Here is a 26273-nt window from a genome sequence, read left to right on the forward strand (position 1 = left end):
TTGAGGAGTGAGGGCCTACAGCGCCGAGCGGAAGATCGCGACCATGTCGTCCGCGCTCAGCGGCGGGATGCCCGGCAGGTTGCCCTGGCCGTCGTTGATGATCTTCAGGGTGTCATCGGCGTAGGTCCTCAGCAGCTTGTCGTCGATGCCCAGCTCGGAGAAGCGGGTCGGGCAGCCGATGGAGCGCAGGAACTCCTCGAACAGGTCGATGCCCTTGAGCGCGCAGTCGAGGTCGTCGGCGGACTTGGCCTTGAGGCCGAAGATGCGCTCGGCGAACTGGACGTACTTGGCGGTGTTGGACTTGGCCGAGAAGCGCATCCAGGCCGGGTTGATGATCGCCAGGCCCGCCGCGTGGGTGATGTCGTGGTAGGCGGAGACGGTGTGCTCCATCATGTGCACCGGGTAGGGGGCGTCGGTGCCGATCTGGGCCCAGCCGATGAGCGCCACCGAGGCGGCCCACATGACCTGGGCGCGTGCTTCCACGTCGTTGCCGTCGGCGATGGCCTTGGGGCCCCACTCCATGGCGGTCTTGATGACGCCCTCGGTCAGGCTGTCCTGGATGGGCGTGCTCACGGCGCTGTTCAGGTAGGACTCGGTCACGTGGGTGATCAGGTCGCAGACGCCGTAGGCGGTCTGGTTCTTGGGCACGCTCACGGTCAGGGCCGGGTCCATGACCGCGACCTTGGGGTAGAGCACCGGGTTGGAGATGAAGGACTTGACCGTGGTTTCCTCGTTGGTCACGACCGCGGCGCAGTTGGCCTCGGAGCCTGTGGCCGCCAGGGTGGGCACGGTGACCACGGGCAGGGCCTCGGTGGGCACGTAGACCTCTTCCTGGCCGTGCAGGATCATGTCCCACGGGTCGCCGTCGTACAGGGCCGCGGCGGCCATGACCTTGGAGGCGTCCATGACGCTGCCGCCGCCCACGGCCACGATCACGTCGCAGCCCTGTTCGCGGATGATGGCCGCGCCGCGCGAGACCGTGGTGAGGCGCGGGTTGGGCTCGACGCCGTCGCATTCGGCGAAGTCCACGCCGGCCGCCTTCAGGCTTTCGACGACCTTGTCGAAGGTGCCGCTGCGCTTGACGCTGCCGCCGCCGGTGACGATGAGGGCCTTCTTGCCGTATTCACTGACCAGTTCCCCGAGACGGGAGAGGGTTTCGGCACCGAAGACGATGCGGGTCGGATTTTGAAATTCGAAATTCATTATGTACTCCTTTTGTTTTCGCGTTGACGTATAAGTATATAAGGCCTTCTTCGTCGGCCTTGAACGCACGTTCCTCTCAAAACCTTGCCTATTCCTCTTTAGTGAGAACTTTTCTCTTGTATTGAACAAAAGAATGGTGTCCATAATAGGGGTGAAGAAATGGAGGTGGAGTGATGCCACAACTTATTGATTTATTGAAAGAAATGGCTACAATTGACGGTGACGCCGTAGAATCGAGGCTCAAGGGCGTGCGTTTTTTCAAGGACACGATGCACGTTAAACGCAGGCCAATGCTGTACAATCCGGGAATTTGCATCGTCGCCTCGGGGCACAAGGTCGCTTACCTGGGCGAACAGGTCTTCCGTTACGACGCGGACAATTACCTGGTCACGTCCGTGTCCATGCCCTTTGAATGCGAGTCGTTCCCCAGTCCGGACGTGCCCCTGCTCGGCCTGTTCATCGACATCGACATGGGCCAGCTGAACGACCTGATCAGCCAGATGGACGTCAAGGAGGACGTGGCCCGCCTCCGGCAGAACGAGTACCCGCTCGGGCTGGGACCGTCGGCCATGGACCAGGACATGAAGGACGCGGCCATCAAGCTGATCAAGGCGCTCAAGACCGACCGCGAGGCCCGCATCCTGGCCCCGGGGCTGGTCCGCGAGATTTATTACCGGGCATTGTGCGGAACGCAGGCGCCGGTGCTCTACGCCCTGGCCCGGGGCTCCAACACCTTTGCCCAGGTCGCCCAGGTGATCACCATGATGGAGGGAAGCTTTTCCGAAAAGCTCGACGTCCAGCAGCTGGCCGACTCGGCCCACATGAGCGTGTCGGCCTTCCACAAGGCGTTCAAGGAGATCACCACCGAATCCCCGCTCCAATACCTCAAGAAGATCAGGCTGACGCGGGCCAAGGACCTGATCGTGCAGCGGAACATGAAGGCCTACCTGGCCGCGGACGCCGTGGGCTACGAGAGCCCGTCCCAGTTCAGCCGCGAATTCAAGCGGCACTTCGGCCAGAGCCCGGCCGAGATCATGCGGGACATGCGCTCGGCGTAGGGCGCGGCCGCACAACACCAAGGAGGCAGGACCATGGATCGTCGGGATTTTCTGAAAAGCGGCATCGTCGCCGGTTCCGCCCTGGCCCTGGGCGGCGTGACCGGCCTGTGGAGTGCGGCCGCCTCGGCCGCCGGACCGCAACGGCAGTGGGACCTGGTCGCCGTGCGCGGCGGCGAGCCGGACGAGATGTTCGACAGCGCCATAGCCGCCTACGGGGGCATGGGAACCTTCGTGCCCAAGGGGGCCCGGGTGGTGATCAAGCCGAACATCGGCTGGGACGTCTCCCCGGAGCGGGGCGGCAACACCAACCCCAGGCTCATCGGGCGCATCGCCGAGCACTGTTTCGACGCCGGGGCCCGCGAGGTGGTCGTCTTCGACCACTCCTGCGACAACTGGCGGCAGTGCTACCTGAACAGCGGCATTGAAGCGGCGGTAAAGGGTGCGGGCGGCAAGATGGTCTCGGCCGACAGCAAGGGGTATTACCGCGAGGTCGAGGTGCCCGGCGGCAAGCGGCTGAACCGCGCCCTGGTCCACGAGGCGTTGCTTGACGCGGACGTCTTCCTGAACGTCCCGGTGCTCAAGGACCACAGCTCCTCGGTCATCACGGCCAGCATGAAGAACCTGATGGGCGTGGTCTGGGACCGCTGGTACTTCCACCGCAACGACCTGCACCAGTGCATCGCGGACATCGCCTCCTTGCGCAGGCCGGACCTGACCGTGGTGGATGCCTATAATGTAATGATGCGCAACGGCCCGCGCGGGGTGTCGGAGAGCGACGTGGTCAGGATGCGGGCCCTGGTGGCCTCCACGGACTTCGTGGCCGCGGACGCGGCCGGGGCCCGGCTGTACGGCGTGGACCCCGCCGAGGTCCGCCACATCGGGCTGGCCGCCGATATGGGACTGGGCCGCATGGACCTCAAGGACCTGTCCATCAACCGGATCAAGCTCGGATAGGCATGCCCCTTCGCCTGCTCAAACCCTTGCGGGCCGCCCTGGCCGTGGTCTTCCTGGCCCTGACCGTGTATCTGTTTCTGGATTTCCGGGAGACCGGGGCGCGGTATTTGGCCGATCCCGTGCTTTATCTCCAGTTCGTCCCGTCCCTGCTCGCCTTCCTGGGCGAGGCCTCCCTCGGGGCGGCGGGGTTTATCGCGGTCCTGGCCCTGACCCTGCTCCTGGGGCGTGTCTACTGTTCGACCGTCTGCCCCCTGGGCACGTTCCAGGACGTCGTCGGCAGGCTGTTCGGCAAGAAACGGCGCGGCCATGCCTTCGCCCCGGCCCGCAACGGCCTGCGCTACGGGATTCTCGCCCTGACCGCCTGCCTGTTTCTGGCCGGGAGCGGGCTGGCGCTCCACCTTCTCGACCCGTTCAGCAATTTCGGCCGGATCCTGTCCAACCTGGTCCGGCCCGTGGTCCTTGCGGCCAACAACCTGGCCGTCCCGCTGGCCGAGTCCTTCGGCTCCAGCGCGGTCTACCGGGTGCAGTGGCCCGTGCCCGTGCCGGTGGCCGTGGGCGCGGCCCTGGCCATGCTCCTCCTGGTCGGCTGGCTCGGCGCGCGGCACGGCCGCCTGTACTGCAACACGGTCTGTCCGGTGGGCGCGCTGCTCGGCCTGTTCGCCGCCCGGTCGCTGCTGCGCGTCCGTTTCGACGCCGGGGCGTGCCGGGAGTGCGGGCGGTGCGAGCGCGCATGCAAGGCGGACTGCATCGACTTCAAGGCCAAGACCGTGGATGCGGGCCGGTGCGTGGCCTGCGGCAACTGCCTGGCCGCCTGCCGGGACCACGCCCTGCGCCTGACCGCGCCCGGGGCGGGCGGCGCGATGCCGGGGAAGGACCCGGGCCGGAGGAAGTTTCTGGTCGGCCTGATCGGGGGGAGCCTGGGGCTGGCGGCCGTGGGGGCAAGGGCCGCCGAGCCGCCCAAGGTCGTTCCGAGCCGCCCGACCACTATTCCGGAGAAACGCACCAGTCCGGTCAGCCCGCCCGGCTCGGTGGGCATCGAACACTTCACCGCAAAGTGTACGGCCTGCCATCTGTGCGTGTCCGCCTGCCCGTCCCGGGTCCTGGCGCCGTCGTTTCTGGCCTACGGCCTGGCCGGAGTGATGCAGCCGCAGATGTGGTTCGAGGCCGCCCACTGCAACTATGACTGCACCGTCTGCTCCGAGGTCTGCCCCAGCGGGGCCATCCTGCCCCTGACCCGGGAGCGAAAGCGGCGCACCCAGACCGGCGTGGCCCATTTCATCAAGGAAAACTGCGTGGTCCATATGGACAACACCAACTGCGGGGCGTGCTCCGAGCACTGCCCGACCAAGGCGGTCCACATGGTTCCCTACCCGAATCCGAGCGGGCGCAGACTGGTCATTCCGGAGGTCAACGAGGCCATCTGCGTGGGCTGCGGCGGCTGCGAACACGCCTGCCCGACCCGGCCGTTTAGGGCCATCTTCGTGGACGGCAACCCGGTGCACAAGCGCGCCGAGAAGCCGGCGGAGAAAAAGTTGGAACCGCTCCCGGAAGCGGGCGGGGACTTCCCCTTCTGAGCCGGCCGCCCGGCGCTCACGGATTGACGCAGGCCAGGATGTGGTCCACGAACAGCCGGACCCGCTGAGGCAGCTGGCTGGAGCCCATGACCAGGTTCACGTCGTGGGCGAATCCGCCGCTCCAGTCCGGGAGCACGCGGACCAGCCGCCCGGCCTTTTCGTCCGCCTCGGCCCGCCCTTTTCTGACCATGGCGACGCCCAGCCCGGCCAGGGCGAAGTCCCGGCACATTTCCACGGAACTGAAGGTGTACTGAGGGTGAACCTCCACGGTCACCTGCCGGTCGCCGTTGTGCATGGGCCAGCGTCGTCCGAACCGCTGGAGCGCGATGCACGGCAATTGGTCCAGGTCGTGGGGCTCCTCGGGCATGGGATAGCGCTCGAACAGCTCGGGCGAGGCGTAGAGGAACGGCTCCACGGTCAGCAGCCTCCGGGCGACCAGGGACGGCGCGATGGACGGGCCGATGAGAAAGGCCACGTCATAGGGGTCGGTGCGCATGTCCACCGGGTGCTCCACGAAGGTCAGCTCCATCTGGATGTCCGGCCACTTGGCCGCGAAGTCCAGCAGGGCGTCCTTGAGCAGGTGCTCGTAGGTGTCCTGGAACATGCAGATGCGGATCAGCCCGGACGGGTTCTGCATGTTGCCGACCACGGATTCGTAGGTCTTCTGGACCTCGTCGAGGATGTAGCCGCAACGGTCCAGCAGGTACGCCCCGTTGTCCGTGGGCTCCACGTTGCGCGTGTCCCGGTAGAAGAGCAGCACGCCCATGCGTTCCTCGAGCAGCTTGATGCGCCGGGACAAGGTTGATACGCCGATACCCAGTATTTCCGAAGCCTTGGTAAAGCTCTTCTGCCTGGCTACTTCCACCAGCAAGGGAACGTCATTGAGGAAATCCTGCATGATTATGCCCGTCCATGGAAAAGAGTTTTTTTCACAGCCCATTTATTTTGTACACGAGCATGGTATGAAAAGGCATGTCTAAAGGCAACATTCCCGCGCGCCCGCGGGCCATGGACGTAAAACCACAGGAGTTATGATATGACGATGCAATCCATACTGGACGGCACGGCCACCTTTCTGGAGTACTTGGGCCTGAAGGAAGAGCCCTTCGGCGTCTACTACGCCGACACCTTGCCGGAAAACGCCTATGGCCCGAAGACGGGCGTGCCCATTTCGCGCGAACTCGAGGACAAGCACGAACTGGACATGCAGGAGGTCATGAAGTGTTTTTCCTGCGTCATAGGCAACATCTGGCTGGCCCGGAAAAAGGGCGGGGCCTCGTTCATCTCCGCCGAGGAGTACGGCTGCCCCGGCGGCGTGTACTACACCTCCATGCAGAAGCCCCACCTGCGGTTCATCGAACACTACGTTTCCACCGGCTTCGAGGGCACCCCGCTCGAGGGCGAACGGTACATGCCCAATCCCGACGCCATGCGCAATTTCATGCTCGAGGTGAACCCCCGCGAGGCGCCCGGCAAGTATTGCATCTTCAAGCCGCTCTCCCAGTTCAAGGACGGCGAGGAGCCGGAATTCGTCATCTTCTTCGCCCGGCCCGAGGTCCTGTGCGGCCTGCACACCCAGGCGACCTTCACCTCCGGCGACATGGACTGCGTGGTCTCGCCGTTCGGCGCGGGCTGCACCAACCTGGTCGCCTGGCCGCTCTACTACAAGGAAAAGGGGCTGGACAAGGCCGTGCTCGGCGGCTTCGATCCCTCGGCCCGGAAGTTCTTGAAGACCGACGAGCTGACCTTCACGGTCTCCCTGAGCTTCTATGAAAAGATGCTGGCCGCCCTGCCGGACTCCATGTTCACTCATGAGACCGACTGGAAGGGCGTGCGCAAGAAGGTCGACCGCAGCCTCAAGGCATGGGGCGAGGACGAATCCTAGGCAAAAGACCCGGCGGTCCCGCCCGGCTTGGCCCTCCCCTAAGCCGCAGCGAAGACCGCCGGTCCCTGCCGTGGCCCTGAGCACGGGCACGGCACATAAGACCGCCGTATCAAGGCCGGGCACTTCGGGCCCGGGTTTTGATTCGGCGGTCCACTGTACGGTTCGGACAAGGGGAATCGGGCGGGCCGGCGCGGCGGCCATGGCCGGGCTATTCGCCGCAGGGCACGCCGTGGGACTTGTATATTTCGCCCAGGTCGCGGATCAGCTTCTTGTTGTTGAAGACCGCGTGGGCGCGCTTGACCGCGGCCGGGATGACCCGGCGGCGCAGGTCGTCGTCCGTCAGGGCGCGTTGGATGATTTCAGCCAGTCCGTCCGGGTCGTTGGACGGGCAGAGCAGACCGGTCTGTTCATGGGTTACCAGCTCGGGCACGCCGGACACGTCCGTGGCGGCCACGGGCACGCCGGTGGCCATGGCTTCGGCGACCACGTTGGGGATGCCGTCGCGGTCCCCGTCCTTGGCCTCGCGGCAGCCCAGGGTGAAGCAGTCCGCGTGGCTCAGGAGCTCGATGACCTCGTCATGGGTGATGGTCCCGGGCAGGGTGGTCACGTCGTCCAGCCCGAGCCTGTGGACCAGTTCCTTGATTTGGCGGTTGAATTTGGCCTTGCCCTCGCCGACCAGGGTGTAGCGGAAATCGAGCCCCCGGGCGCGCAGCCCGGCCAGGGCCTCGAGCACGGTGTCCAGCCCTTTTTTCTCCACGAACCGGGCCACGGTCAGGATCCGGTAGGGCGGCTTCGCCTCGGGCGGGCGGCCGTTGGGCGAGAACAGGTCGAGGTTGATGCCGTGGTACACGCAGTGGATCGGCTTGCCGTTCGCCACGCGGCCGCGCAGGTATTGTTCATTGTAGCGGGTGCAGGTGACCACGAACTTGGCCCGTTCGACCTTGTCCCGGATGCGCTCCGGGTCCTGGGTGTAGATGTCCTTGGCGTGGGCCGTGAAGGAAAAGGGCACGCAGGCGAGCTTGGCGGCGTACATGGTCACCGTGGTCGGGGTGTGGGCGAAGTGGCCGTGCAGGTGGGCCAGGTTCACGCCGTCGTCGATGACGGATTTCTGCACGATGTAGCCCGCCTGGAGCATGTGCTTGATCCAGGTGTGCTTCTTGGGCGCGAGCCGGAACCGTTTTTTCATCAGCTTCAGGCACTCGCGGTAGCGGCCGGGCATGCGCAGGAACAGGCGGACGTTGTGGTAGACGAGCCGGGGCAGCCCCCAGATCATGGATTCGGGCAGGTAGGTGACCTTGGCCTTGATCCGCTTGACGGACTCGTGGGCGAAATTCTCGCGCGGGGCGCGCATGGAGTAGATGTGGATGGTGAAGCCCATCTCCTCGAGCAGGCGTATCTCGTTGGAGATGAAGGTCTCGGAAATGCGCGGATACCCCTTGAGCACCATGCCCAGGGTCTTCTTGCCGGAAAGGGCGGACATCAGCAGTGCTCGCGGAAATATTGCAGCCGTTCGCGCATGACCTTGAGCCCGGTCATGGCAAAGGTGTTCAGGGCCGAGGTGCAGGCCGTGGGGTCGTCGAGCAGGGCATTGATCTTCTCGCGCATGGTCTCGGGCGAGACGTCGTCCCAGCGGATGTACTCGCACAGCCCCTGCTCCTTGAACACCCGGGCGCGGATGAGCTGCTCCTGGCGCGGGTTGTCGCGGGGGATGATCAGGGCGGGCTTCTTCAGGGAGAGTATCTCGCACATGGTGTTGTACCCGCCCATGGAGACCACCAGGTCGGATTTGGCCATGCGCTTCTCCATGTTGCGCACGAACGGCTTGATCTGGACCTTGAGGGCGCGGGCGCGGTCGGCCAGCTCGTCGAGCCGTTCCAGGGAGAGGAACGGGCCGGTGATCATCAGGGTCTTGAAGTCCACGGTCCCGTTGGTCTCAAGCATCTTCAGGTAGGTGTCGAGCACGGTGTAGCCGTCCCCGCCGCCGCCGATGGTGACCATGACCTGCTTGTGCTTGCGTTTGGTCTTGCGGGCGCGGGGGATGAAGCGCGGGATGTAGCCGGTGAACACGGTCTTGGCCGCGATGTCGTCGGGAAAGGCGTATTCGGTGATCGGGTCGTACATGGACTTGGTCCCGTAGACCCAGATCTCGGAGTAGAGGTCGCGCAGGACCTCGGGAAACTTCTTGCGCTTCCAGTCGGCGCGGGTGGATTCGGCATCGTCCAGGATGTCGCGCAGGCCCAGGACCACGCGGGAGCAGGGCAGGTGCTTGCGCATCCATTTCAGGGTCGGCAGGACCTCGCCCTTGAGCCCGGTGGGGACCTTGTCCACGATGAGCAGGTCGGGTTTGAAGCTCTTGGCCGTGGCCGAGATGATCTTGGTGCGGATGGAGATGGCGATCTTGGGGTCGACCTTGATGGAATGGGGCACGTAGACCACGTTGGTCTTCTTGATCATGCCCGGGATGCGTACGAAATCGATGCCGCGCGGCATGGTGTACCGGCCCACGATGGGCGAGCCGGTGACGATGAGGATGTTCACCTCGGGTCCGACCAGGTTCCTGGCGATGGCCATGGTGCGGCGGATGTGTCCCAGACCGTAGGTGTCGTGGGAGTACATGAGGATGTTGTAGGCTTTCGATTCCATGGGTATCCGTGGGTCACAAAAAAAGCCGGACAGCACATCTTCTCCGGCAACGAGCACACAGTATAGGCTTGTGCGCCTTCTGTCCAGAACCGGCCAGGGGCAATCCTCCATTTCCCGGAAATCAGCGGGAAGCGGCGTCCCCGTTGACATCCAGGCAGATGCCGGGATCGAAATCCGGGGCTCCGGCGCGGGCGCCGTCGAGGTTGGCGGCGTAGAGCTCGTTGTCAGGCCGACTCTTCAGGGCGCGCTCGAAACGGCGCGCGGCCGCGTCCCGGTCGCCGCGCCGCCAGGCCAGCACGCCGAGGTTGTTTTCGCCGCACGGGTGGCCTGGGGAAGCGACCATGGCCTGCTCGAAGGCGGTCAGGGAGGCGTCGTTTTCGGCCACCACCGCGAACTGGACGCCCTCCACCAGGGCGGCCTGGGCGTCGGTCAGCCGCACGTGGTCCAGCCCCCGGCAGGGGCAGCGCTTCTTGGTGCAGGGCGGGCACCCCTGGTAGAGCGTGACTTCGTCCATGACGTTGCCGAGCACGGTCTTGTCGCCCGGGCAGCGGAACACGGTCCCGTCCGGCTCCATGCGCAGCAGGGTGCGGCCCGCCGAGCAGGGCAGTCCCTCGAAGTTGAAGGCCACCTTTTTGCCCTGTTCCAGGTGGTCGGCGAAGATGGCCCGGGCCCGGTCGCCGTACGCCTCGGGGTAGCGCCGCCCTTCGAACTCGCCCCTGAAGGGGCGCGGGGTGATGCCGATGCCGTGGTCCGCGAAAAAGGCGACGTCCCGGTGGAAGCGCTCCTCCAGGGTGGGGTGGACCACGTAGTTGACGATGATCTCGAAGCCCCTGTCCAGGAGCAGCCGGGCGTTGTCGATGAAGGCGTCCACGCCCTTGACCCGCTCGCGCTCCTCGATGTGCAGGGCCACGTACAGGTTGTGGACCCGCGCCGGATCGATGCGCCGGGCGAATTCGCGGACCTTGGAGGACACGGACAGGTTGGTGTCGATGCCGATGACGTGGGTTTGCGTCAGGGTCTCGCAGATGTCGACGATCCCGGGGTAGATGAACGGTTCGCCCCCGGTCAGGCCGACCTTCCAGGTCTCGCCCGTGGCGTCGAGGAAGTCCTTGATGCGGCCCGCGTCCAGGGTCTCGGTGACGGGGCTGTTGTCGTGGGGGAAATAGCAGTATTCACAGCGGAAATTGCACTTCCGCGTCATGTTCCAGATCAATGAGTTGCAGGGGACGTTCATACCGGCATGGCCTCCGTGCATGGTCCTGCCACATTGCCGGTAAAAATGCCAGCGCGGGTAGTGGCTTTTATTCTCAAGCTCTGTTAGATTCATCGTCCCATGACTGCCGAGATGAACATCCTGATGCGTGAACTGGACGCCTGGAAGGACGCGGGCGAGACCGCCGAATTCTGGTGGCGCGACGACGACGCGGCCGAACCCACCGTGCCCCTGGACCGGCTCCTCTCCCTGAGCGGCCGGTTCGGCGTGCCCTGCGGCCTGGCCACGGTCCCGGCCAAGGCGGGCGAACCGCTGCGCAAGACCGTGTCCCACGCCCACCTCGTCTGGGTCCTGCAGCACGGCTTCGCCCACAAGAACCACGCCCCGTCCGGGGCCGGAGCCTGGGAGCTCGGCAACCACCGGCCCAAGTCCGTGGTCGTGGACGAACTCAGGCAGGGCATGGGCAAGCTGACCCAGCTGTTCAAGTTCCAGTTCGTGCCCGTCCTGGTGCCGCCGTGGAACCGCATCGATCCGGAACTGCTGCCCTACCTGCCGGTCCTGGGCTACCGGGGGCTGTCCGCCGGATACAAGAAATCGCGCCCGGCGCCGCCCGCCGGCCTGCGCGTGGCCGACGCCCATTGCGACGTGCTCCACTGGAAGGACAAGCCCAACGTGCGCTTTGCCGGAACGGAAAAATGCCTGAAGCTGCTGGCCGACCACCTGAGGGACAAGCGCACGGGCCAGGCCGACGCGAGCGAGCCGTCCTGCGTGCTGACCCACCACATGGCCATGGACGCCGACGCCTGGGCGTTCGTGGAGGCCCTGTTCGAGGCGACCTCGGCCCACCCCGCCGCCACGTGGCTTTCTCCGGCCGCCATCTGGTCCGCCAAGGACTGATCCGTCTCTGATTCCGGCCGATTCCGGCTGTTTGGCACCGAACAGGTAGGTTTTGCTTGCACACGGCGTGCGAACGATCTACCGTCGCTGTCGAACCACTTCCCAGAGGATTGCCATGACCGCTACACTGCGCCCCATGAAGGCGGCGGACATAGACGCCGTCTGTACGCTTCTGCATGAGCATATGAATCCGAATTTCACCGCGAAGCGCTGGAATGCGCTTTTCTCGCCGGGTTGGTGCGAGGAAAAGCGCGACCTGGGCATCGTGGCCGAGGACAACGGGCGCATCGTGGGCGTGCACGGCCATGTCTGCTCCTACCGGGTCATTGACGGCCAGCGGGAGCGGTTCCGGAATTTCACCTCCTGGTACATTCTCAAGGACTACCGCAGGAACGGGTTGGGCTCGGCCATGGTCGAAATGGCCTGCGACGACCCCGAGGTGACCTGCACCGTCTTTTCCCTGTCCCCCAAGCAGACCGACTTCTTCAAGACGCTCGGCATGAACGTGCTCGACGAGGAGCGGCTGCTGTGGCGCAGGACCGGAAAGAAGTACGACAACCTCGAACTGGTCAGCGACCCGGTCAAGATCCGCCAGTGTTGCGACCAGGGAGACATCCGCGTCTTCGACGACCACCATGACCTGCCGATCATCCCGGTCCTGGTCATGACCCGCTGCACCCAGTGCCTGCTTTTCCTGTCCCGGGCCGTCAAGCACGGCGGCAGGATCTACTACGACGTGCTCTACCGCTCCAACCCGACGCTGTTCACCGACCGTATCCAGGACATCGCCGAGGCCCTGCTGCCCGACGATGAATGCGTCTTGGCCGCGGACCGGCGGTTCACGAACCATGACGCCGGGGGCGAGGTGGAGATCATCAAGTCCCCGCGCTTCTTCAAGTCCGCGCGAGTCCAGCCAAGGGACATCGACCTGGCCTATTCCGAGATATCCCTGCTGGGGCTCAAGCTGGACTAGGGTCCGCCCTTGCCCAAAATCGCCCGGCAGGGTAGTTGTCAGGGCATGAGCGAAGAAAAAAATTACCCCACGGCCCTGGAAGCGCCCACGGGCGACATCACGCCCCTGACCCTGAGCCTGGTGGGCAAGCTGCTGGCCCAGTCCCGGCAGAGCCCGCGCAAACGCATCCTCCAGAAGCTGCACCAGTCCCTGGACGCCACCGCGCACCGCATGTTCAACGCCATGCAGCCCGGCACCTACATCACGCCTCACCGGCACCTCGATCCGGCCAAGGAAGAGACCATCCTGGTCATGGCCGGGTCAATGCTCTTCATCCGCTTCACCGACGACGGCGAGATCGCCGAGCAGATCCTGCTTCAGCCCGGCACCGAGACCTTCGGCGTGGACGTGGCTCCGCACGTCTACCACACCTACGTGCCGCTCAAGGCGGACACCCTGGTCTTCGAGTGCAAGACCGGCCCGTATTCGGTCGAGTCGGACAAGGACGTGCCGGACTGGGCCCCGCGCGAAGGCACCCCCGAGGCCGAGCCATACCTGCTGGAGCTGCTCAAGACCCTGGCCGCCAAGGCCAACGCCGAGGCCGAGGCGGTCAAGGCGCAACGGGGCGACGAACCGGACCAATAGCCGCCCGCCGGTCTTGCCGCCCGGCACCGAATACAGTACACGGGGGAAGTTTTTCCCGTAAGGAGACCTTCCCGTGAACACCCGCGCCCTCCGCGCCGACATCCTGCTCTTCGTCACCGCCGCCATCTGGGGCCTGGCCTTCGTGGCCCAGCGCGTGGGCATGGAACACGTCGGCCCCCTGACCTTCAACGGCATCCGCTTCGCCCTCGGGGCGCTGGCCCTGGTCCCGCTGACCATGGCCATGGAGAAACGGCGTGCGCCCGGCAATGCGGGCGCGGACCGCAGGCGCATGGCCATCGGCGGAGGGCTGCTCGGCCTGGCCCTGTTCGCCGGGGCCTCCCTGCAGCAGATCGGCCTGGCCGGTCCGCAGCTGGCCGGGTTCGGCCTGGAGGCGTCCACCGCGGGCAAGGCCGGGTTCATCACCGGACTGTACGTGGTCCTGGTGCCGCTGTTCGGCCTGCTCCTGGCGCAGCGGCCCGGCTGGGGCACGTGGCTCGGCGCGGGCCTGGCCGTGGTCGGCATGTACCTGCTGTCCGTGACCTCCGGCCTGACCATCTCCTTCGGCGACCTGCTGGTCTTCATCGGCGCGTTTTTCTGGGCCGGACACGTCCTGCTCGTGGGCAGGCTCTCCCCGGGGTTGGACGGGGTGGACGCCATCAAGCTGTCCACCATCCAGTTCGCTGCCTGCGCGGTCCTGTCGCTGATCGGCGCGTTCGCCACCGAGGAGATCACCCTGTCCGGCATCCTCGGCGCGGCCCCGGCCATCGCCTACGGCGGGCTCATGTCCGTGGGCGTGGCCTACACCCTTCAGGTGGTCGCCCAGCGCGACGCCCAGCCAGCCCACGCGGCCATCATCCTCAGCCTGGAATCGGTCTTCGCCGCCCTGGGCGGCTGGCTGATGCTCGGCGAGGTCCTCACCACCCGGGGGATGATCGGCTGTGGGCTCATGCTTTCCGGCATGTTGCTCAGCCAGTTGAAGCCGTGACGGCGTCTTCACCGTCTTGAAGAGATAAAAGAGATAAGGAAGGCCGCCCGTCGGGGCGGCTTTTTCGTGGGATAAAATGCGCGGTTGCACCGCTTGAGAGCCGCTGTGCGGGGCTAAAGCCCCTGCACTTGCTCCATGCCCTCCCGGCGGGGTCCATTTTTTTGCTGGCCCCAAAAAATAGACGAAAAAAAAGGCCTGGAGGGGAGCGCGGCCGCCCGGAGAACGGGAGGCAAGAAGCTGATCCGCTCGGGGCGGCTCCCGAATCGAGGCTCGCTGCGCTCACTGCGATTCTAAGAGCCGCCGCCCCTCGCGGTCAGCTTCTAACCTCCCGTTCAAGGGCTGGTTTGGGTGAAGTGAAGAGGGGCGGTGGAACTCGGGAGGGCTTGCCTCGGCGCGGGGGAGAGCCGCTGTCGGACGTGGAAGTCCGAAGCGCTCCAAGCCCGCCGCCAGGCGAATGGCTCCCCCTGTGACCTGATTGTCGCCCACTCGTGATGGGATCGACGGGCGCGTCACCGGCGGGACGGGTAGAAGGTATTCAGCCAGCACGGAAGCAAGACTCCTTCCCTCCACTGCGGGGCGGGCCTCCCCATTGCACGCCCGCCCCGCAGCCTCTCCTTGCCAAACATGCCCGTTTGTGGTTCACAGAAAGCGATCATGCGAACTTACATCTTCCTGCCGCCGGTCACCAAACCGACCGGGGGCGTCACCGTGCTTCGGCAGATGGCCGACATTCTCCACCAGTCCGGGCACGAGGCCTGTCTCGTGGCCAGGGAGCGGGGCGGCTGGCGGCCCGAGGGGCTGGCCGACGCCGCGCCGGTGCTGGAATGGCGGGACCTGAAGCTGACCGAGTCCGACGTCTGGGTGGTGCCCGAGGGGTGGGTCAACGCCCTGGCCCCCGGGCTGTACGCCAACGCCCACTGCCTCAGCTACGTTCAGAACTGGGCCTATCTCTTTTCCTCCATGCCCGACGGCGTGAACTGGCACAGCCTGCCCGTCGAGTTCCTGGCCGTGTCCGACCCGGTCTCCCGGTTCATCAAGGAGACCACCTGCAAGGATGCCCCGGTCCTGCGGCCGGGCATCGACCGAAACATTTTCTACGCGCCCGAGTCCAAGCCCGGCGGCCGGGTGAACGTGGCCTTCATGCCGCGCAAGAACAAGGCGCTGGTGGAGCAGATCAGGGCCATCCACGAACACCGCTGCGGCGCGGAGCAGGTCAACTGGATGCCCATCGACGGGATGGACGCGAACGGCGTGGCCGAGACCCTGCGCGCGGCGCACATCTTTCTGGCCACGGGCTTCCCCGAGGGGTGCCCCCTGCCGCCGCTCGAGGCCATGGCCTGCGGCTGCCTGCCCGTGGGCTTCGCCGGTCTCGGCGGTTGGGACTACATGCGCCAGACCCTGGAGAAGCCGCGCTACACCCCGTGGATTCCCCTGCGCAAGGTCCCGTGGAAGGGCAACGGGCTGTGGTGCGCGGACAGCGACGTGCTCGACGCGGCGCTCAGCCTGGGCGAGGCGGTCACGCTCTTTCAGGAGCGGGACCCGGCCCTGATGACCGCCCTGGCCGCGGGCCAGAAGACCGCCAACGCCTATTCCCTCGAGGCGCAGAAGGCCGCCGTCCTCGAACTGTGGGAACAGCTGTGAGGGCGGACTGATGGGAAAGACCAAACGCGCCGAACCAGAATCCCTGAACCTGCCCCCGGTGGGGGTGGACTCCCACGCGCACCTGGACCTCGAGGACTTCGACGAGGACCGCGAGGCGATCATCGGACGCGCCCGGGAATCGGGCGTGGACCGCATCGTCAACGTCTTCCTGGGGCCGGACGCCTATGAGCGCGGGCGCGGCCTGTTCGACGGCCACCCGGAGATCAGCTTCATCATGGGCGTGCATCCCAACAACGCGGACGATCTGACCGACGCGGCGCTTGAACGCATGCGCGCCCTCTTCCAGGAGGACCCGCGCCTCAAGGGCGTGGGCGAGATCGGCCTGGACTATTACTGGGAGCGCGTGCCCCACGACGTGCAGAAGGACGCCTTCGTCCGCCAGATCCGTCTGGCACGCGAACTCTCCCTGCCCATCGTCATCCACTCGCGCGACGCCAACGACGACGCGGTGGCCATCCTCGAGGCCGAGGGGTGCAGGGACTATCCGCTGCTCTGGCACTGCTTCGGCGCGGGCATCGGCCTGGCCGAACGGCTGGTGGCCAACGGCTGGCACATCTCCATCCCCGGTCCGGTGACCTTCCGCAAGAATTCCGACGAGGTGCAGGCCGCCGTGGCGCGCATCCCCTTCGATCGGCTGCTCATCGAGACCGATTGCCCCTATCTCGCGCCCGAGCCGTGGCGGGGCAAGCGCAACCATCCGGCCCTGTCCGTGTTCACCGCCCGGCGTGTGGCCCAGATCAAGGGCCGCCCTCTGGAGGACGTCTGGCGCATGGCCGGGGACAACGCCCGGCGCTTCTTCGGCCTGTAGGCGTTTCCCTCCGACTTGGCCGCAGGGCGTAAAAAATAATCCAAACCCCTTTCGCTGGAGACGGTTTGAGGCTACGGTTGCGAGCGATGTTGAAAACCGTTGTTCCCGCCGTCCGATCGCACCTCGCGATCCGCCGCCTGCCGGTGGTCCTGCTGGCCGGCCTGATCCTGTCGGGCCTGGCGCTCTTGCTTTTGCCGCACCGGGCCTGGGCCGAACTTCATGGCGCGGAGCACCGGCTGGTCTTCTCCACCTTCCCGGCGGGCGGCATGCACGACCTGTTCGACCACATCCTGAGCGAGGCCTACGCCCGGCTCGGCTACGAGGTCGAGTTGCAGGGCTACCCGGCCGAGCGCGCCTTGTTCATGGCCAACGACGGGCTGGTGGACGGCGAGGCGGGCCGGGTGAGCGTGGTGGAGAAAAACAATCCGAACCTCATCCGGGTGCCCACGCCCCTGTATGTCAACCGCATCGCCATCCTGACCACGGACACCGAGATCGACCCGGCCAAGGGGTGGGACCAGTTCCTGAGCCTGCGAACGTGCATCCGCAACGGGTACAAGTTCCTGGAGAGCCGGGTCAAGGGCGAGAACTGCCATGTGGTCTCGTCCTACGAGAAGATGATGCAGTTGCTCAAGAACGGCAGGGTCGACGTCGGGCTGGCCGAGTTCTTCGACATCCTGCCCACCCTGGGCAAAGTCGGCATGGGCAGGGTGCGCATGCTCTGCGAACCCATGGCTTCCAACCCCATGTATCACTACCTGAACAAGCGCCACGCGGACCTGGTGCCCAAGATCGACGCCGTGTTGCGCGACATGGCCGCCGAAGGGCGGCTCAAGGCCATCGAACTGCACCTGATGCAGGTGCATTTCAACAATCTCGCCGGTTCCTGCCCCCTGGTCGAGCCCGCGCGGTAGCTCTTTCCGCTTGACTCGGAAAGGGAAAGGCATAGTCTCCGGCCATGAATTTCCTGACCCCCGGCATGCGCTTCATGCTGCTCGGCACCTTCTTCTTCTCCTTCGGGTCGCTCTTCGTCAAACTGGCCGGAAGCCGGTTGCCCACCATGGAGATCCTTTTCGTGCGCGGGCTCATAGGCGTGTTCCTCTGCCTGATCATGCTGCGCAAGTCCGGGGCGGGCATGTTCGGCAAGCGCAAGTTCCTGCTGGCCGCGCGCGGGCTGCTCGGCTTCGGGGCCATGTTCGCCGACTTCTACGCCATCGTGCACCTGCCCCTGGCCGACGCGCTGGTGCTCATCTTCTCCCATCCCATCACCGTGGCCCTGCTGGCCTGGCTGCTCATGGGCGAGACGCTGTCCAGGGGCGGGATGGCCGCCATCCTGACCTCCGTGGTCGGTGTGGCCCTGGTCTGCCGCCCGGACTTCCTGTTCGGGACCGGCAGCCCGGACCTGGACACCTGGGGCATCCTGGCCGCGCTGTGCAGCGTGTTCCTGACCTCCTGGGCCATCCTGGCCGTGCGGGTCCTGGCCAAGACCGAGCGGCCCGCCGTGGTCATGCTCTATCCGCCCATCGCCATATCCCTGCTCTCGCCGCTCTTCGCCGACGGCTGGGTGGCGCCGACCATGACCGAATGGGGAGTGCTTGCCGCGGTGGGGCTGTTCATGAACCTCGGCCAGTTCTTCATGACCAAGGGCTACGCCATCGAGGCCGCGGCGCGCATCAGCGGGGTGTCCACCCTGGAGATCGTCTTCGGGGCCATGTGGGGCATGATGTTTCTGGGAGAGATTCCGGACTTGTGGACCATCGGCGGCGGCGCGCTGATCGTCGTCGGCGTCCTTCTGCTCGGGCGCAGCGGGGTGCGGGAACGGCTGCGCGAGCGCCAGGCCGCCTGACCGGACGGGCTCAGAACTTCTCGAATATCCGCAAGAGTTCCTCGTCCACCTCTTCGGGGTGGTCCGCGTTCAGCGTCACCAGCCGGTGCAGGAAGGTGAAGGACAGCTCGTCCATTTCCTTGAAGGACATGGCCGCGAAGCTGCCCTTGATGCGCACGATCTCGCCCGTGACCACGATGCGGATGCCCGGCGACAGGGGCAGGTGCAATTCGCACGGGGTCCCGGCCACGCAGTCCTCGCAGCCGTAGAGCAGCGCGCCCTTGAGGCTCAGGTTGCGGGTGGACACGGGCGTGACCACCTCGCCGATGGTGATGTAAGCCTCGAAATCGGCTTCGATGCGGGTGCTGTTTCGCTTGTTCCTGTCCATGGCATGGTCCCCTTATTGAGAACCATATCACAATAATCGGAGAGGACTCAATGTTTCCGTGCGGGGATTGACCGCGCCGTGCGGCCGCTTTACGCTGGAACCATGAATATCCACACCCTTTCCGCACGCATGGCCGATTGGATGGCCGATCCCGGGAACAATTCCCTGGGGCCGGACCTGATGCTGCCCGCCTTCGACGCCCCGCTGCTGGGCTGCGCCGCGGGCGACGACCCCCTGTTCGACTTCCTCAGGCAGGATATCGGGCCGGATTTCTATTGGACCCCGGCCCGGGCCTTTGCCCAGGCGTTTCCCGAGAACGCCCCCTCCGGGGCCGACCTGAGCGTGGTTTCCTGGGTCCTGCCCCAGACCGAGCACACTCGCAAGGCCCATGGGCAAAACAAGGAGATGCCCAGCGTCGAGTGGAGCCGCGCCCGGCACTACGGCGAAAAGGTCAACGAGGCCCTGCGCCGGTTCGTGGTCGGCCTCTTTGCCGAGCAGGGCGTGGACGCCTGCGCGCCAGCGCTGCTCCCCAAGTGGACCCGGGCCGAGTCGCCCCGCTACGGGTTCGCCTCCACCTGGTCGGAACGGCACACCGCCCACGTCTGCGGCCTGGGCACCTTCGGCCTGTCCGACGGGCTGATCACCCCCCGGGGCAAGGCCATCCGCGTGGGCTCGGTCGTGGTCCGGGCGCATCTCACGCCCACCCCCAGGCCGTACACCCGCCACAACGAGTGGTGTCTCTTTCACGCGGGCGGCAAATGCCGGGCCTGCATGAAGCGCTGCCCGGCCGGGGCCATCACCGAAAACGGGCACGACAAGGTCAAGTGCAAGACCTACATCCGCTCCGTCACCGCGCCCCACGTGGAGGCGAATCAGCTCGGCTTCCGCGTCAACAGTTGCGGGCTGTGCCAGGTCAGGGTGCCGTGCGAGAGCAGGAACCCGACGGTCAAGCGGGGCGGGTAGAGAACCAAGGCTTGAAGGCCGCTGCGCGGCGGTTGTCGGGTGATTTCGCCTCCGGCGGGCAGCACTAGCTCTTAGGCGAGTCCTCGAGTTTTAGAGATAGCGACAGCAGCGATAGGGTTCGCACCGTTGCATCCCTCTTATGCGCCTTCGGCGCGGAGTTTTTCATTAAAAAAGGCCGATTCCCGTATTGGGAACCGGCCTTTTGTGATCTTTCTGAGAGGTCGGCCTAGTCGTATTCGACGGCCGAGAAGCGCATCAGGGTGTCCCAGTTGTGAATGGCCTCCACGTAGCGGATGGTTCCGGTCTTGCCGCGCATGACCAGGGACGAGGTCTCGGCGCCGTGGCCGTGGTAGGTCACGCCCTTGAGGAAGGTGCCGCCGGAGATGCCGGTGGCCGCGAAGAACAGGTCGTCGGACTTGACCAGGTCGCCCACGGTCAGGACCCGGCGGATGTCCATGCCGAACTCGGCCAGGTTGTTCTTTTCCTTCTGCTTCTGCGGGTCGAGTTTGGCGAACATCTCGCCGCCCATGATGCGGATGGCGATGGCCGAGAGCACGCCCTCGGGGGTGCCGCCGGTGCCCATCATGACGTCCACCTCGCAGCGCGGGTCGATGGCCATCAGCGAACCGGTGATGTCGCCGTCCGTGTGCAGCTGGATGCGCGCGCCCGCCTCGCGGATTTCGGAAATGAGCTTCTTGTGGCGCGGCTTGTCCAGGACGAAGACCACCAGGTCGTCCACGTCCTTGTCCAGGGCGCGGGCGATGAGCTTCAGGTTGTGGCCGGTCGGGGCCTCGATGTCGACCACGTCCTTGGCGTGGGCCGGGACGACCAGCTTCTGCATGTAGTAGCTCGGGCCCGGATCGAACATGGCGCCCGCCGGGGCCACGCCGACCACGGAGATGGCGTTGGGACGGCCGTTGGCCAGCAGGTTGGTGCCCTCCAGCGGGTCCACGGCGATGTCCACCTTGGGACCGGTGCCCAGGCCGAGCTTCTCCCCGGCGTAGAGCATGGGAGCCTCATCCTTCTCGCCTTCGCCGATCTTGATCTGGCCTTCGATCTCCAGGGTGTTGAAGCACAGCCTCATGGCGTCGACCGCCGCCTGGTCGGCTGCGATCTTGTCGCCTTTGCCGAGCCAGCGGGCGCAGGCCAGGGCGGCGGCTTCAGTGACACGGACCAGGTCCAGTGCGAGGTTTTTCTGTGGTGCTTCCATGTGCGTCTCCTAGTATTTCTCCCGGATCATCCGGGCGAAGTTCTCCGGGGTGAACCCGTACTTGTCGGACAGGGTCTTGCCCGGGGCGCTGGCGCCGAAATGGTCGACGCCGAGAACAACGCCGTTCAGGCCGACATATTTGTGCCACAGGGGGGTCCGGCCGGCCTCGGCCGCGGCCCGTGCGGTCACTTCGGGCGGCAATACGTCATTTTTATACGATTCGGGCTGATCGTCAAACAGTTTGGCCGAAGGCATGGATACCACACGAACCTTGCGTTTGAACAGCTTGGCCGTTTCCAGACACAGCGAAACCTCGGAACCGGAGGCCACCAGGATCAAGTCCGGGGTGCCGTCGCAGTCCTTGAGCACGTAGCCGCCCCTGCGCGGACCGTCCAGGATGGCCGGGAACTCGGCCGGGTCCAGAATGGGCAGCCCCTGGCGGGTCAGGAACAGGGTGGAGGGCATCTTTTCCTGCTTCAGCGCGATGTCCAGGCAGACCTTGGTCTCGTTGGCGTCGGCCGGGCGCAGGTCGATGAGACCCGGGATGAGCCGCAGGGAGCTGACGTGCTCGATGGGCTGGTGCGTGGGGCCGTCCTCGCCCACCCAGAAGGAATCGTGGGTGAAGACGTACAGGACCGGCAGCTCCTGCAGGGCGGACATGCGGATGGCGTTGCGGCAGTAGTCCGAAAAGGTCAGGAAGGTGGCCCCGAACGGGAGCAGGCCGCCGTGCAGCTGGATGCCGTTCATGATCGCGGCCATGTTGAACTCGCGCACCCCGAAGGCCAGGTTGCGCGCGCCGTAGCCGTCCACGGCGAAGTCGCCGTACGTGTTGCGGAAATTGGCGGTCTGGTTGGACGGGTCCAGGTCGGCGGAGCCGCCCACCAGGGTGGGCAGGGATTCCATGACCGCGTCCAGGCAGGTGCCCCAGGCCTTGCGGGTGGCCATGGACTCGCCGGGGGTGAACTCGGGCCACTCGATGGACAGCTCGGGCCGGGGTTTGGTCACGTGGCCCCACATCTTAGCGAAGTCCTTGTCGGACAGCTTGCCGTCGACCATGGCCCGCCAGTCGGCCGCGTTCTTGCGCAGCCCGTCGAACCGGGCCCGGTACTCGGCGACGACGTCCCCGGGCACGTAGAAGTCTTCCTCGGGCAGGCCGAGCTTCTTCTTGGTGGCTTTGATCTCGTCGGCCTTGAGCGGCTCGCCGTGGGTCTTGTGGCTGCCCTCCATGGAGGCGCATCCCTTGGCCATGGTGGTGTGGCCGATGATCAGGGTCGGCTTGCCGGTCTCCATCTGGGCGCCCCTGATGGCCTTGCGGATCTCGTCGTGGTTGTGGCCGTCCACTTCCAGGACCTGCCAGCACAGCCCTTCGAAGACCTTGCGGTGGTCGGTGCAGTCCGCCTTGCAGGTCGGCCCGGCCAGCTGGATCTTGTTGGAGTCGTAGAAGACGATCAGCTTGCCCAGATTCCACAGCCCGGCCAGGGCGGCCGCGCCCATGGCGATGGGCTCCTGCAGGTCGCCGTCGGACGAGAGCACGTAGGTGTAGTGGTCCATGACGTCCGCGCCGAGCTTTTCGCGCAGGTACGCCTCGGCCGTGGCAAAGCCCACGGACATGGCCAACCCCTGGCCCAGCGGGCCGGTGGTGGCCTCCACGCCGGGGGTCAGGTGGACCTCGGGATGGCCCGGGGTCAGGGAGCCGAACTGGCGGAAATTCTTGATGTCCTCAATGGAGATGAAGCCGTTCAGATGCAGCAGGCTGTAGAGCAGCATGGATTCGTGCCCGGCAGAGAGGATGAAGCGGTCGCGGTTGAACCACTGGGGGTCGTCGGGATTGAAGTTCAGGAATTCGGAAAAGAGGATGGTGGCATAGTCGGCGGAGGACATGGCCCCGCCCGGATGGCCGGAGTTGGCCTTGGCCACGCCGTCCATGATCAGTCCCTTGACCACGGCGATGGTCTTGTCCGTCTGTGTCATTGGTCGATACCCTTGGTTAGTGAGGTTATTGGGAGACGGTTTCGATGAGGTCGATGCGCCGCTGGTGCCGGTCGCCCTCGAAAGTCGATTCCAGGAAGACCTTGAGGACGCTCAAGGCCAGCCCCTGCCCGGTGACGCGCTCGCCCATGCACAGGCATTTGGCGTCGTTGTGCGCGCGGGCCATGCGGGCGTGAAATTCGTTGGTGCACAGCGCTGCCCGGACGCCCATGCGGTTGGCGGTCATGGTCATGCCCTGGCCCGTGCCGCAGATGAGCACGCCGAGCTTGCCGTCGTCCGCCTTGAGCTTGTTGCAGACCTTGGCCGCGTACAGGGGATAGTCGCAGGAGTCCAGGCAGTCCGGCCCCTCGTCCTCCACGGTGTAGCCCCAGTCGGTCAGGGCCTTGATGAAAACCTGCTTGAGATGATAGCCCCCGTGATCGGAGCCGATGACGATGGTCTTGCTCACTGTTCCCCCCCTTGGGATGCGCCGCCGCCCTCGCGGCGGATGTGCTTCATACGCTCTTCGCGGTCGTTGGCCAGTTCATCCTTCAGGGCGTCGATCTCCTCCTTCAGAAAGGCGATCTGCTTGAGGCAGAGTTCCTTCTCCGCCTTCTTGCCCCGGGGCGCCTCCGCGATACGCCCGAGGATGCCATATTCCCGTTCCAGTTCTTTTTCAAGCCTGCCGACCTCGAACCTCCCGGACAGGGAGCGGACCAGCCATTTCATCTCGGCCAGCCAGGTCTTCAGGCCGAGGATAAAGATGTCCATCACCGTTTCCCGCGGCTGTTCGCTCATTGCTTGTCCTCGTGTATGACGGGGATATCCCCGGTTGTTTCGTCCGTGTACCCGTTGTCCAGCCGGATGGGGACGACGTCTTCGGGCAGTTCCAGGGCCAGGGACCGGGCGGGCCAGGCCGCCAGCATAAGCTCCCGGGACTTTATGTGCAAGACGCCGCGCTCCCCGTTGTCCAGGGACAGGGTCAGCTTGTCGGGCAGGGGAACCCGCCCCTCGGGCGCGTCCTCGAAGCGGTCCACGGTGAAGGCCCATTGCCGGGCGTCCCGCGAGCGCGAGGTCAGCCCCTCCAACCGCACCGGGCGGCCCCAGCGGTCCAGGACGATGCGCCGGGTGAGCCCGCCTGCAAAGGTGAAGGCGTAGTTCCCGCCCTCGGCTTCCGTCTTGGCGTAGCGCCGGGGAGCAAGCCCGGAGAAGTCGCCGGACAGGGCGTGGGCCAGCTCGCTCAGGGAAAAGGGAAAGGGCATGCCCAGCCGGGTGGCTCCGAGCACGGAATTCTTGTGCGCGTAAGCCTTTTGGTCCTCGGGGTAGAATACAAGCAGTCCGGAGTCGTCCTCCCGGATGTGGGCCAGCAGGGTGCCGATGGAGGCGGACACGTCCAGACGCATGGGGCCGTCGAAGTCGCCCCACAGGGAGATCAGGGTCCGGTTGGTCCGCTTGGTCGGTTTGATCCTGGAATAGTACAGGCTGGCCCTCACCCGGACCCCCTCGCCCCCGGGCCGGACGCAGTAGTGCTGCCGGAAGGCGGACCAGGCCGCCTTGGGGGTGTCCAGTTCAAGGCCGGGCGGTATCCTGGTGGCGCAGCCCGAGAGGGCCGCCAGTATCAGGACGGCCGCTGTCGCCGCCGGAACGAGCGTCGATCCGAGGCGGCTCATAATTTCTTCAGCTTCTCCCTGACGGCCTTGGCCTCGGGCGAGTGGTACTTGAGCGCGTAGTTATAGCCCTTGCGCGCCGCCTTGGTCTTGCCCATGGCCGCGGCGATGTCGCCGTAGTGCTCCCAGATGGTCGGGTCCTTGTCGACCACGTCCACGGCGTAGCCGATGTACTCCCACGCCTTTTCCAGGTCCTGCCGCTTGAAGTGGACCCAGGCCACGGAGTCGAGAATGAAGCCGTTTTCCGGGTCGAGCTTGGAGGCCTTGGTCACCAGGACCAGGGCGCGGTCCAGTTCGCGGCCCTCCTCGGCCAGGGTGTAGCCCACGTAGTTGAGCGCGTTGGCGTGGTCGGGGTGGGCCCGGATCACGCCCTCCATCAGGGCCAGGCCCAGGGCGCGGCGGTTGGTGACCTCGTAGATCATGGCCAGTTCGTAGGTCAGCTCGGGGTCGTTCTTGAGGCGCGTCAGCCCCTCCTTGAGGGCGGCCTCGGCCCCTTCGAGGTCGTCCTGGTTCTTCTTCAGCCCGGCTTCGAGGATGTAGAAGATGGAGGCGTTGGGGTAGAGCTTCTTGCCCTGGGCTGCCAGGGCCAGGGCCTCTCCCTCCTTGCCCTGGACGGCCAGCAGCTGGGCCTTGAAGCGCAGGGCGTGGGGATAGAGTCGGTCCGTGTCCTTGACCTCGTCGAGATAGGTCAGGGCCTTGGCCGGGTCGTTCTCGCCCTCGTCGGCGATGACCGCCTTGTAGAAATAGTACTCCGCGGGCACGGTGCCGCCGGTGGTCAGCATGTCCAGGACCGTGGACCCCTGGGCGAAGAACCCGTCGTTGATGAACATGAGCACCGCGTCCAGGATGAAGGACTTGGTCGGCGGGCCGCTAAGCGCCAGCTCCAGGGCCTTGGCCGGGTCGTTCAGCTTGAGATTCAGGTTGATCAGCCGCAGCCGCGCCTCGGGGAAGGAGTCGCTCTGTTCCAGGATGGAGCCGTATATCTGCTCGGCGGACACGTAGTCCTTGGCCAGCTCATACTGGTAGGCCAGCTCGACCATGGCCTCGGTGAACTCCGGGTCCTTGGCCACGGCCTTCTTGAGGTTGGCGATGGCCGACTTGCGCATGCCCAGGTTTCCCTGGACCCGGCCCATGGCGTACAGGGCGTCGGCCGAGCGCTGCTTTTCCGGGATCTGCTTGAGCACGTCCAGGGCCTTGGCGTCCTGGCCCGCGTCCATGAGCATCTGGCCCAGCCGCTCGCGGGCCTCCATGTCCTTGGGGTGGCGGCGCAGGAACCCGTCCATGATGGCGATGGCGTCGTCCGTGCGGTTGTCGGCCACGTAGGAGTTGGCCAGGTACACGGTCAGCAGGCGGTTGTCCGGAAATTTCTCGAGCCCCTCCTTGAGGGCCTCGCGGGACCGGCTGGTGCCCTCGGGGTGGTTCCAGAACATGCCCGCCTTTTCCACGTACAGCTCGGGCGTGGGGGCCTGGGCCAGGACGCGGTCCAGGGCGGCCACGGCCCGGGCGTGGATCTCGTTGACTTCCTTGGAGGTCAGGGTGGACCGCTCGCCCTCCTGGATGTGCTTCTGCAACTGGTGCAGGAGGTCCTGGTAGGTCAGGTAGTCGTAGTCGAGCCGGGCCGACTCGGATATGACCGGCGCGGGCTGGGACTTGGCGCCGGTTCCGGCGGCGCAGCCGGCGACGGCCAGGAGCGCGAGGAGCGCGAAGGCAGCCAGTGCGGTATGTGAGTCAGGCCTTGAGAATCGTTTCATCCGTTCGTCCCGATTGGCGTCG

The 26273-nt window shown here is 65.7% G+C and carries 25 protein-coding genes; 13 read left to right on the plus strand and 12 right to left on the minus strand.

The window, feature by feature from the left end; translation table 11 throughout:
• Positions 1 to 15 precede the first annotated feature (15 nt).
• Positions 16 to 1203, minus strand: coding sequence for an iron-containing alcohol dehydrogenase (locus BerOc1_RS10235; RefSeq protein ID WP_071545602.1), 1188 nt, complete (start codon positions 1201 to 1203; stop codon positions 16 to 18).
• A 203-nt stretch (positions 1204 to 1406) separates the two neighbouring features.
• Between BerOc1_RS10235 and BerOc1_RS10240 the strand changes: the two genes are divergently transcribed.
• From BerOc1_RS10240 to BerOc1_RS10250, 3 genes are read left to right on the plus strand one after another with little or no spacing between them, the layout of a single operon-like run.
• The gene (locus tag BerOc1_RS10240) at positions 1407 to 2261 is read left to right on the plus strand and encodes an AraC family transcriptional regulator (RefSeq protein WP_278248063.1); all 855 of its coding nucleotides are present in this window, start codon (positions 1407 to 1409) and stop codon (positions 2259 to 2261) included.
• A gap of 33 nt (positions 2262 to 2294) precedes the next feature.
• On the plus strand, positions 2295 to 3215 hold the full coding sequence (locus tag BerOc1_RS10245) for a DUF362 domain-containing protein (protein ID WP_071545604.1): 921 nt from the start codon (positions 2295 to 2297) through the stop codon (positions 3213 to 3215).
• A 2-nt stretch (positions 3216 to 3217) separates the two neighbouring features.
• A complete protein-coding gene (locus BerOc1_RS10250) occupies positions 3218 to 4789 on the plus strand; it encodes a 4Fe-4S dicluster domain-containing protein (RefSeq protein ID WP_084641366.1) in 1572 nt (523 codons plus the stop codon).
• Between the two features lie 16 nt (positions 4790 to 4805).
• Here BerOc1_RS10250 and BerOc1_RS10255 read toward each other — a convergent pair whose 3' ends face one another.
• The gene (locus BerOc1_RS10255) at positions 4806 to 5687 is read right to left on the minus strand and encodes a LysR family transcriptional regulator (RefSeq protein ID WP_071545605.1); all 882 of its coding nucleotides are present in this window, start codon (positions 5685 to 5687) and stop codon (positions 4806 to 4808) included.
• 138 nt (positions 5688 to 5825) lie between these two features.
• Here BerOc1_RS10255 and BerOc1_RS10260 point away from each other — a divergent pair, with 138 nt between their 5' ends.
• Positions 5826 to 6674 (plus strand): DUF169 domain-containing protein, encoded by an 849-nt coding sequence (locus tag BerOc1_RS10260; protein ID WP_071545606.1) that lies wholly within the window; start codon positions 5826 to 5828, stop codon positions 6672 to 6674.
• A 208-nt stretch (positions 6675 to 6882) separates the two neighbouring features.
• Here the strand turns inward: BerOc1_RS10260 and BerOc1_RS10265 are convergent, their stop codons facing one another.
• The 3 genes from BerOc1_RS10265 to BerOc1_RS10275 form a co-directional block, all read right to left on the minus strand.
• Entirely contained in the window at positions 6883 to 8154 is a 1272-nt protein-coding gene (locus tag BerOc1_RS10265; protein ID WP_071545607.1) for a glycosyltransferase family 4 protein, read from the minus strand.
• On the minus strand, positions 8154 to 9317 hold the full coding sequence (locus BerOc1_RS10270; protein WP_071545608.1) for a glycosyltransferase family protein: 1164 nt from the start codon (positions 9315 to 9317) through the stop codon (positions 8154 to 8156). The genes BerOc1_RS10265 and BerOc1_RS10270 overlap by 1 nt, the downstream gene beginning before the upstream one ends.
• A gap of 121 nt (positions 9318 to 9438) precedes the next feature.
• Positions 9439 to 10551, minus strand: coding sequence for a radical SAM protein (locus BerOc1_RS10275; protein ID WP_071545609.1), 1113 nt, complete (start codon positions 10549 to 10551; stop codon positions 9439 to 9441).
• 99 nt (positions 10552 to 10650) lie between these two features.
• Here BerOc1_RS10275 and BerOc1_RS10280 point away from each other — a divergent pair, with 99 nt between their 5' ends.
• The 8 genes from BerOc1_RS10280 (at position 10651) to BerOc1_RS10315 (ending at position 18325) form a co-directional block, all read left to right on the plus strand.
• The gene (locus BerOc1_RS10280; protein ID WP_071545610.1) at positions 10651 to 11427 is read left to right on the plus strand and encodes a polysaccharide deacetylase family protein; all 777 of its coding nucleotides are present in this window, start codon (positions 10651 to 10653) and stop codon (positions 11425 to 11427) included.
• A 115-nt stretch (positions 11428 to 11542) separates the two neighbouring features.
• Positions 11543 to 12400 carry a GNAT family N-acetyltransferase gene (locus BerOc1_RS10285; RefSeq protein WP_071545611.1) on the plus strand — a complete coding sequence of 286 codons (858 nt, stop codon included), beginning with the start codon at positions 11543 to 11545 and terminating at the stop codon, positions 12398 to 12400.
• A 45-nt stretch (positions 12401 to 12445) separates the two neighbouring features.
• The gene (locus tag BerOc1_RS10290; RefSeq protein ID WP_071545612.1) at positions 12446 to 13024 is read left to right on the plus strand and encodes a WbuC family cupin fold metalloprotein; all 579 of its coding nucleotides are present in this window, start codon (positions 12446 to 12448) and stop codon (positions 13022 to 13024) included.
• Between the two features lie 73 nt (positions 13025 to 13097).
• On the plus strand, positions 13098 to 14009 hold the full coding sequence (locus BerOc1_RS10295) for a DMT family transporter (protein WP_071545613.1): 912 nt from the start codon (positions 13098 to 13100) through the stop codon (positions 14007 to 14009).
• Positions 14010 to 14663: 654 nt separating this feature from the next.
• Positions 14664 to 15650 (plus strand): glycosyltransferase family protein, encoded by a 987-nt coding sequence (locus BerOc1_RS10300; RefSeq protein WP_071545614.1) that lies wholly within the window; start codon positions 14664 to 14666, stop codon positions 15648 to 15650.
• Positions 15651 to 15660: 10 nt separating this feature from the next.
• Entirely contained in the window at positions 15661 to 16479 is an 819-nt protein-coding gene (locus BerOc1_RS10305; protein WP_071545615.1) for a TatD family hydrolase, read from the plus strand.
• Between the two features lie 86 nt (positions 16480 to 16565).
• Positions 16566 to 17393, plus strand: coding sequence for a substrate-binding periplasmic protein (locus tag BerOc1_RS10310; protein ID WP_071545616.1), 828 nt, complete (start codon positions 16566 to 16568; stop codon positions 17391 to 17393).
• 44 nt (positions 17394 to 17437) lie between these two features.
• The gene (locus BerOc1_RS10315; RefSeq protein ID WP_071545617.1) at positions 17438 to 18325 is read left to right on the plus strand and encodes a DMT family transporter; all 888 of its coding nucleotides are present in this window, start codon (positions 17438 to 17440) and stop codon (positions 18323 to 18325) included.
• A gap of 10 nt (positions 18326 to 18335) precedes the next feature.
• On the opposite strand, the gene BerOc1_RS10320 is transcribed toward BerOc1_RS10315, so the two are convergent.
• Positions 18336 to 18692 (minus strand): PilZ domain-containing protein, encoded by a 357-nt coding sequence (locus BerOc1_RS10320; RefSeq protein ID WP_071545618.1) that lies wholly within the window; start codon positions 18690 to 18692, stop codon positions 18336 to 18338.
• A gap of 102 nt (positions 18693 to 18794) precedes the next feature.
• Between BerOc1_RS10320 and BerOc1_RS10325 the strand changes: the two genes are divergently transcribed.
• Complete coding sequence (locus tag BerOc1_RS10325) at positions 18795 to 19655, plus strand: 4Fe-4S ferredoxin (protein WP_242652949.1); 861 nt, start codon at positions 18795 to 18797, stop codon at positions 19653 to 19655.
• A gap of 226 nt (positions 19656 to 19881) precedes the next feature.
• Here the strand turns inward: BerOc1_RS10325 and glpX are convergent, their stop codons facing one another.
• Genes glpX through BerOc1_RS10355 form a run of 6 tightly spaced genes read right to left on the minus strand, consistent with a single transcriptional unit; the run spans position 19882 to position 26251 of the window.
• Entirely contained in the window at positions 19882 to 20865 is a 984-nt protein-coding gene (glpX, locus tag BerOc1_RS10330; RefSeq protein WP_071545619.1) for a class II fructose-bisphosphatase, read from the minus strand.
• Between the two features lie 9 nt (positions 20866 to 20874).
• On the minus strand, positions 20875 to 22836 hold the full coding sequence (tkt, locus tag BerOc1_RS10335; RefSeq protein ID WP_071545620.1) for a transketolase: 1962 nt from the start codon (positions 22834 to 22836) through the stop codon (positions 20875 to 20877).
• A gap of 25 nt (positions 22837 to 22861) precedes the next feature.
• Positions 22862 to 23302 carry a ribose 5-phosphate isomerase B gene (rpiB, locus tag BerOc1_RS10340; RefSeq protein ID WP_071545621.1) on the minus strand — a complete coding sequence of 147 codons (441 nt, stop codon included), beginning with the start codon at positions 23300 to 23302 and terminating at the stop codon, positions 22862 to 22864.
• Positions 23299 to 23604, minus strand: a complete 306-nt coding sequence (locus BerOc1_RS10345; protein WP_242652951.1) for a hypothetical protein — start codon at positions 23602 to 23604, stop codon at positions 23299 to 23301. Before BerOc1_RS10345 ends, rpiB begins: the two co-directional genes overlap by 4 nt.
• A 23-nt stretch (positions 23605 to 23627) precedes the next feature.
• Positions 23628 to 24503 carry a hypothetical protein gene (locus tag BerOc1_RS10350; protein WP_071545623.1) on the minus strand — a complete coding sequence of 292 codons (876 nt, stop codon included), beginning with the start codon at positions 24501 to 24503 and terminating at the stop codon, positions 23628 to 23630.
• A complete protein-coding gene (locus BerOc1_RS10355; protein ID WP_071545624.1) occupies positions 24500 to 26251 on the minus strand; it encodes a tetratricopeptide repeat protein in 1752 nt (583 codons plus the stop codon). Before BerOc1_RS10355 ends, BerOc1_RS10350 begins: the two co-directional genes overlap by 4 nt.
• Between the last annotated feature and the right edge of the window lie 22 nt (positions 26252 to 26273).

This window comes from Pseudodesulfovibrio hydrargyri (assembly GCF_001874525.1).
Classification (GTDB): Bacteria; Desulfobacterota; Desulfovibrionia; order Desulfovibrionales; family Desulfovibrionaceae; genus Pseudodesulfovibrio; species Pseudodesulfovibrio hydrargyri.

What these genes read in the sequence shown, in the direction of transcription:
- BerOc1_RS10300 (WP_071545614.1), top strand. Translation starts at nt 14,664, where the DNA reads ATGCGAACTTACATCTTCCTGCCGCCGGTCACCAAACCGACCGGGGGC.
- BerOc1_RS10290 (WP_071545612.1), top strand. Translation starts at nt 12,446, where the DNA reads ATGAGCGAAGAAAAAAATTACCCCACGGCCCTGGAAGCGCCCACGGGC.
- BerOc1_RS10285 (WP_071545611.1), top strand. Translation starts at nt 11,543, where the DNA reads ATGACCGCTACACTGCGCCCCATGAAGGCGGCGGACATAGACGCCGTC.
- tkt (WP_071545620.1), bottom strand. Translation starts at nt 22,836, where the DNA reads ATGACACAGACGGACAAGACCATCGCCGTGGTCAAGGGACTGATCATG.
- BerOc1_RS10355 (WP_071545624.1), bottom strand. Translation starts at nt 26,251, where the DNA reads ATGAAACGATTCTCAAGGCCTGACTCACATACCGCACTGGCTGCCTTC.
- BerOc1_RS10255 (WP_071545605.1), bottom strand. Translation starts at nt 5,687, where the DNA reads ATGCAGGATTTCCTCAATGACGTTCCCTTGCTGGTGGAAGTAGCCAGG.
- BerOc1_RS10345 (WP_242652951.1), bottom strand. Translation starts at nt 23,604, where the DNA reads ATGGACATCTTTATCCTCGGCCTGAAGACCTGGCTGGCCGAGATGAAA.
- glpX (WP_071545619.1), bottom strand. Translation starts at nt 20,865, where the DNA reads ATGGAAGCACCACAGAAAAACCTCGCACTGGACCTGGTCCGTGTCACT.
- BerOc1_RS10250 (WP_084641366.1), top strand. Translation starts at nt 3,218, where the DNA reads ATGCCCCTTCGCCTGCTCAAACCCTTGCGGGCCGCCCTGGCCGTGGTC.
- BerOc1_RS10245 (WP_071545604.1), top strand. Translation starts at nt 2,295, where the DNA reads ATGGATCGTCGGGATTTTCTGAAAAGCGGCATCGTCGCCGGTTCCGCC.
- BerOc1_RS10260 (WP_071545606.1), top strand. Translation starts at nt 5,826, where the DNA reads ATGACGATGCAATCCATACTGGACGGCACGGCCACCTTTCTGGAGTAC.
- BerOc1_RS10280 (WP_071545610.1), top strand. Translation starts at nt 10,651, where the DNA reads ATGACTGCCGAGATGAACATCCTGATGCGTGAACTGGACGCCTGGAAG.
- BerOc1_RS10265 (WP_071545607.1), bottom strand. Translation starts at nt 8,154, where the DNA reads ATGTCCGCCCTTTCCGGCAAGAAGACCCTGGGCATGGTGCTCAAGGGG.
- BerOc1_RS10310 (WP_071545616.1), top strand. Translation starts at nt 16,566, where the DNA reads ATGTTGAAAACCGTTGTTCCCGCCGTCCGATCGCACCTCGCGATCCGC.
- BerOc1_RS10235 (WP_071545602.1), bottom strand. Translation starts at nt 1,203, where the DNA reads ATGAATTTCGAATTTCAAAATCCGACCCGCATCGTCTTCGGTGCCGAA.
- BerOc1_RS10275 (WP_071545609.1), bottom strand. Translation starts at nt 10,551, where the DNA reads ATGAACGTCCCCTGCAACTCATTGATCTGGAACATGACGCGGAAGTGC.
- BerOc1_RS10240 (WP_278248063.1), top strand. Translation starts at nt 1,407, where the DNA reads ATGGCTACAATTGACGGTGACGCCGTAGAATCGAGGCTCAAGGGCGTG.
- BerOc1_RS10270 (WP_071545608.1), bottom strand. Translation starts at nt 9,317, where the DNA reads ATGGAATCGAAAGCCTACAACATCCTCATGTACTCCCACGACACCTAC.
- BerOc1_RS10305 (WP_071545615.1), top strand. Translation starts at nt 15,661, where the DNA reads ATGGGAAAGACCAAACGCGCCGAACCAGAATCCCTGAACCTGCCCCCG.
- BerOc1_RS10325 (WP_242652949.1), top strand. Translation starts at nt 18,795, where the DNA reads ATGAATATCCACACCCTTTCCGCACGCATGGCCGATTGGATGGCCGAT.
- BerOc1_RS10315 (WP_071545617.1), top strand. Translation starts at nt 17,438, where the DNA reads ATGAATTTCCTGACCCCCGGCATGCGCTTCATGCTGCTCGGCACCTTC.
- BerOc1_RS10320 (WP_071545618.1), bottom strand. Translation starts at nt 18,692, where the DNA reads ATGGACAGGAACAAGCGAAACAGCACCCGCATCGAAGCCGATTTCGAG.
- BerOc1_RS10350 (WP_071545623.1), bottom strand. Translation starts at nt 24,503, where the DNA reads ATGAGCCGCCTCGGATCGACGCTCGTTCCGGCGGCGACAGCGGCCGTC.